The sequence below is a fragment of the Streptomyces sp. NPDC006512 genome, from assembly GCF_040611935.1.
Lineage (GTDB): Bacteria > Actinomycetota > Actinomycetes > Streptomycetales > Streptomycetaceae > Streptomyces.
Map to the genome: position 1 here is coordinate 1 of NZ_JBEXPG010000035.1, position 5,402 is coordinate 5,402.

Sequence of the window (5,402 nt, forward strand, 5' to 3'; positions counted from 1 at the left end):
GACAACGCTTCCCACTCCAGATCCGACAGTTCATGACGACGCACCATGCGGCACATGATCCCCCATCAGAACCCTTTGAAGACAGTGCCTAGTCCCCGAAGATCGCCGAAGTGCTGCCCCTGCTGTACCTGCACGGCTTGTCCACAGGCGACTTCGTTCCGGCGATGCAGTAGTTTCTCGGTTCCACCGCGGGCCTGTCGTCGGCCACCATCCCCCGGCTCACTCAGCGGTGGCAGGCCGACCATGCCGCCTTCCAGGAACGCGACCTGTCCGGCACCGACTACGTCTACGTCTGGGTCGACGGCATCCACCTACGCATACGCCTGGACGAGGCACAGGCCGCCGTCCTGGTCGTCATCGGGGTCCGAGCCGATGGCACCAAGGAACTGGTCGCGATGGCCGACGGCTACCGGGAGTCGTCGGAGTCCTGGGCTGCACTGCTGCGGGACTGCGCGGGCCGGGGCATGCGCGCTCCCGTGCTCGCGGTGGGCGATGGCGCGCTCGGGTTCTGGAAGGCCCTGCGCGAGGACTTCCCCGACACCCGCGAGCAACGGTGCTGGGTCCACAAGACCGCCAACGTCCTGGACAGCATGCCGAAGTCGGCCCAGCCGGCAGCGAAGAAGGCGATCCAGGACATCTACAACGCCGAGGACCGCGAACACGCCGAGCAGGCGATCAAGACTTTCGTCATGCTCTACGGCGCGCAGTTCCCCAAGGCCATCAAGAAGATCACCGACGACCAGGACATGCTGCTGGCCTTCTACGACTTCCCGGCCGAGCACTGGATCCACCTGCGGACCACAAACCCCATCGCTTCGGCCCTTCGCCACCGTCCGGCTGCGGACCAAGGTCACCAAGGGCGCCGGATCCCGCGCCGCCGCCCTCGCCATGGCGTTCAAACTCGTCGAATCCGCCCAAGCCCGCCGGCGCTCGGTCAACGGCGCCCACCTCGTCGCCCTGGTCCGCGCCGGAGCCCGCTTTGAACGTGGTCAGCTGGTCGAGCGGCCGGCCTGCCGCTGCCTGACCGAGCTCGACCGTCGACGAGCCGCTCGCTCACGCCGCGGGCGGCCAAGCGATCAGCCTCAGATTCGCAGGGGCCGGATTCCTGCCCAGACACCGCAACGTGAGCTGCCTGCCACGTAGCCGAGGTGTCCAACCATGGTGAAGCAACGCGTCCCGGATGGCTCCGGCAACCAACCCCGGTGCGACCACCACGCCGTGCTCAACCCACGTCACCATGCGCTGTCCATCAACTTCCTCATGCAGGACAACGATCGCCACGCCGGACTCGTCGTCGGGCGCGACCACCCAGCGATAGCGCTCCCCGTCGACGACAATAACCCGCGTTCCCTTTTTTGCTATGGCCATGCAAGACAGCTTTTCAGGTCTCGTACCGCCGCACCAGCTCGCGCACAGATCGACGGCATGCCTCTGTCGGAGCGTCGTGCAGCACGGCGGGGCCTCAACCGATCCGGCGCCAGACGTCGTCTGGATATTGCCTCACACGCGCAAACTCCAGACTCCATCTCGACGCGCTTCGCACCTCTGACCGAGGTCAACCAATCGACAGGTATTGACAATTACTCGGTGTTCGCAGCGCCGGCCTACTCGATGACCATCAATCGACCACTCGGGAAAGTACGCCCCTCTCGTTCAACCCGATGCCGATCCAAAGGTTTTGAGCATGGCTCGAGGATTCACGCATTGACCTGTGGGAACTCCTTTCTGGTGACGGGTTGATGGGCCGATACTGCGATCAGTTCCCGTGGGCACTGCGTGATGGTCCACCGTGACCACCGACGCGAGGAGGACGGGACCCTACCCGTAATCGGCTTCAGAGCCAGCCGCGTTGTGCTGCCTTGAGACCCGCTTCGAAGCGACTGACCGCGTTCAGGCGTTCCATGAGTGCGGACATCTGACGGCGCACCGTACGCTGGGAGACACCGAGGCGTTTGCCGGCGACATCGTCCGTCAGTCCGGAGGCGAGGAGCTTGAGGAGTTCCCGCTCACCACTTGTAATGTTTTCCGGCGCGGTCGGCTTGTGGGCAGTGCCCAGGGGGACGGCTGTATCCCATGTCTGGTGGAACAAGGTGACGAGGGAGGCGACGATGCCGGGCGCCGTCGTGCACAGTGCGCCGAGCCGAGAGTTGGTCGGGTCGATCGGGACGACGGCTGTGGTGCGGTCGAAGACCAACAATCGTGGGGGCAGCACGGGGCTGGTGCGGACCTCACCGCCCCTCTGGGTAGTCCACAAGGCATAGGCGTGGGTCGCCGGATCGTTCCTGACGCTGTCCTGGTAGATGGCACGCATGTGGATCCCGCGCGCCAGGGCCTCCTGGTCCAGCGGCCGCGAAGCGTCGAGGCTCGCCTGCGACTGGGCTCCGCCGGGTATGATCGACAGGCATTCCCGGCGTAGTTCCGCCGTGAGTTCCTCCAGCCGGGATTGGATCGCATCGAGGCCGACGAGGCGTTCCGCGCCGTCGGTCTGCGTGTTGGGCTGCAGGTCCCCGTATTCGGCGATGGCACGGGCCGCGGCCGCCTTGCTCATCGCCAGTGCGTGCTGGCGCCTGACGAGGTCCCTCTCCTGGCGGCGGAGCAGCTGTTCCAGGCCCGCTTCGAGGCTGACCACACGCAGTGCACCGGGTCTGTCCCGGGATTCGGCGAGCAGGCCGAGGTCGACTAGCTGGTCGAGTGCGTCCCGGACTTGAGTTTCGGTCATGCCCAGTTGGTACCCGAACTCTGCCACTCCCCCTGAAGGATCCGCCAGCATCCGTCGGTAGACGGTCTCGGCATCCGTATCCAGCCCCAACGCATCGAGCATCGATCAGCCCCCCGGCCGCAGTTCATTCTCGAGTCACACTCAACTCCAGCACGACGATCATAATCGCCAGCATGTCCTAAAGGGGCCTGGCCCCTTGGTGTCAGTTGTCACGCCTTCCGACGGAGTGTGCGCGGCGGCAGGATGGTGATCACCGGACGGCGGGGGCACGGAACCCCACCCCAGGCCAGGGTCCTAAAGGACCGCCCGGTGCGGTGCGCGCCCATCACCAACACCGTCCGAAGCGACTCACGTACAGGGGAACCCCATGTCTCGCACTGCCCGTACCGCTACCCTCATCGCCGCCGTTGGCGTCACCGCGATGCTCTCCACGGGTGCCCACTCCCTCGCCTTCCCGGTCACCGCAAAGACTTCCACCGGACCGGGCGTGATCGGCTGGGACTCGGTGCAGGCTGCCGGAGTCGGGTTCGCAGCCCCGTCAGGTGAGGCGTCTCAGGTCATCGGCTGGGACTGAACCCGGTGCGTGTGATCCGGGCGTGCCTCGTTCGAACGACACTGGCTCCAATCGCCGAGGACGAGGTCCCCCTCCTCCAAGACCTCCTCTGGGCACACGCCTGGCCGGCCGACAGGCTAGAGCACGTACGGGCACGCACCGCAGAGCACGGCCTGGACGTCGTCCTCTTCGTCCGCGCCTCGTCCGACGCCTCGGCCCTGGCCCGGATGCGAGCGCTGCTCAGCCGTGCGGAGGCCCCCGTCGCCTCCTGCGGCTTACTGCTCGCGCTTCCCTGATCCTCGTTCCGCCCTGACATTGCCTCACCTCGCTCACACATCTCGGGCTCTCAGCACCACCGCGCGGCGATTTAACTCGCCATACGCCGTTTGTTTCTCCGTACCTCCTCCATCGCTTCAGGAGCAGTCATGCCCAGACGATTGAACCGATCCGCCTTCACTACGGCCGTTTCGGTGGCCCTTGCCCTCGGCGCCGCGGCCCTGACGACCGGATGCGGGCACGCCCCGGACGCCGCCCCGCTGGCCGTGGCCGGCAAGGACGCCTCCGCAACTGCCCGGATCCCGCCCTCACCCTCGACCAGCGCTCCCCCGCCCTCCGCTCCCCCCACCGGCCCGGGGCAGCCCGCGCAGTCCGCGGCACCTCCGGTGTCCCAGCCGCCGAACCGCACGGCCACACAGGGCCGAACGGACGCGGCCGCCCCACGAACCGCCGCAGTTGCGCCGGAAGGCCTGGAAAAGCTGCCCGTTCAGAAGTCTCTCGGTTGGAAGCCGGACGGCCCCCTGACCAGCCAGGAGCTGCACGGCCAGACGATCACCCTCAGCGAGTGCACCGCTGTCACCGGGGCCACCCTCTGGCAGCAGCAGGGATATCTCAGCGCGGCCAGGAACTCCGCCGGTCAGCAGCTGTTCGCGTTCTCGGACGCGCAGTCAGCCAAGAGCGCGTACGGCCGATTGGTCGCCGACATGAACACCTGCCAGGCAACATCACGGGGGTTCCAGGAGCGCGAGGGCGTACCCCAGGACGCCGTCGTGACCACAACCGCCACCACCGCCGACGGAACCGCCTGGTCACGGAAGTGGACGGGCACCGGGGGCATGTCAGCACGCGGCCTGCAGACCAATCATCTCTACGCCGTTCAGCAGGGCGACCGCATCACGCTCTTCCAGTTCGACGAGCTGGAAGAACGCCCCTCGCCGCCACACGACACCACCGGCGACACAGCCGTGCTCGGCACGCTCGCCGAGCTCGGCCGGCAGAACTAAGCCACCTCACTCAGCGCCCGAGCCCTATCGGACGTCATTCCACAGGAGCCACCGTGCATATCAAGAACAGCATCGTTCGCTCGACTGCCGTCACTTCCGCCGCCTGCGCGGCCTCGCTCGTGCTGTCCGTCATGCCCGCCCACGCCGACAGCATCCAATCCTCCGCCTCCTCCGTCACATCCACCGGATCGCTGGGCAACCACGCCGCCCCCGGCGGCACGGTCTCCCGCAGCCAGGCGATAGCCCGGGCGAAGGTCTGGGTGGAGGAGCAAGTCCCGTACAGCGCCAACGGGCTGATCGCCCCGTACAGCTGGTGGGCTGACAGCCGTACCGGTGGACGGTACCGCCAGGACTGCTCGGGCTTCGTCTCCATGGCCTGGCAGCTCAACTCCAGCCGTACCACGTGGACGCTACCGGAGGTCTCCACGCAGATCAGTAAGTGGGACCTCCAGCCGGGTGACGCACTCAACAGTGACGACCACGTCATCCTCTTCGCGGGCTGGCGGGACAAGGCCGCCGGCACCTTCAACTACTACCAGGAGAGCAGCAGGAGCAGGCCGACCAACTACAACACCGACGGCAACCTGTATGCCTCGTCCGTGGCGTCACACCCCACCAGCAGCTATTCGGCGCTGCGCTACAAGAACATCACCGCGGACACCCCGCCCGCGTCTGCCGCTTCGAAGGTGCATTTGGAGGTGGTGGGTGCGGACGGCGGACTGTGGAACACCGACGGCGACTACGCGGCCGGTGAGTGGACCGGATCCTGGACCTCCCTCGGCGGAACCGGCCTGAAAGCCCTCACCAGCACAGTCACCGGCAACACCATGCACGTCTACGCCATCGGCAC

4 protein-coding genes and 2 pseudogenes are annotated in these 5,402 nt (G+C 66.7%); 5 read left to right on the forward strand and 1 reads right to left on the reverse strand.

Going from position 1 to position 5,402, the window contains the following annotated elements:
- Nucleotides 1-92: 92 nt before the first annotated feature.
- Nucleotides 93-1,008, forward strand: a pseudogene (locus tag ABZZ17_RS23775) (IS256 family transposase); the annotation flags it as partial.
- A gap of 150 nt (nt 1,009-1,158) precedes the next feature.
- Complete coding sequence (locus ABZZ17_RS23780) at nt 1,159-1,740, forward strand: hypothetical protein (RefSeq protein ID WP_356878327.1); 582 nt, start codon at nt 1,159-1,161, stop codon at nt 1,738-1,740.
- 94 nt (nt 1,741-1,834) lie between these two features.
- Here the strand turns inward: ABZZ17_RS23780 and ABZZ17_RS23785 are convergent, their stop codons facing one another.
- Nucleotides 1,835-2,821 (reverse strand): helix-turn-helix transcriptional regulator, encoded by a 987-nt coding sequence (locus ABZZ17_RS23785; RefSeq protein ID WP_356878328.1) that lies wholly within the window; start codon nt 2,819-2,821, stop codon nt 1,835-1,837.
- A 265-nt stretch (nt 2,822-3,086) separates the two neighbouring features.
- Here ABZZ17_RS23785 and ABZZ17_RS23790 point away from each other — a divergent pair, with 265 nt between their 5' ends.
- From ABZZ17_RS23790 to ABZZ17_RS23800, 3 genes and pseudogenes are all read left to right on the forward strand, one after another.
- Entirely contained in the window at nt 3,087-3,293 is a 207-nt protein-coding gene (locus ABZZ17_RS23790) for a hypothetical protein (protein ID WP_356878329.1), read from the forward strand.
- 641 nt (nt 3,294-3,934) lie between these two features.
- Nucleotides 3,935-4,552: a hypothetical protein gene (locus tag ABZZ17_RS23795; RefSeq protein WP_356878330.1), complete on the forward strand. Its 618-nt coding sequence runs from the start codon at nt 3,935-3,937 to the stop codon at nt 4,550-4,552.
- A 53-nt stretch (nt 4,553-4,605) separates the two neighbouring features.
- Nucleotides 4,606-5,402: pseudogene (locus tag ABZZ17_RS23800) on the forward strand (hypothetical protein); the annotation flags it as partial.

What these genes read in the sequence shown, in the direction of transcription:
- ABZZ17_RS23790 (WP_356878329.1), top strand. Translation starts at nt 3,087, where the DNA reads ATGTCTCGCACTGCCCGTACCGCTACCCTCATCGCCGCCGTTGGCGTC.
- ABZZ17_RS23780 (WP_356878327.1), top strand. Translation starts at nt 1,159, where the DNA reads ATGGTGAAGCAACGCGTCCCGGATGGCTCCGGCAACCAACCCCGGTGC.
- ABZZ17_RS23785 (WP_356878328.1), bottom strand. Translation starts at nt 2,821, where the DNA reads ATGCTCGATGCGTTGGGGCTGGATACGGATGCCGAGACCGTCTACCGA.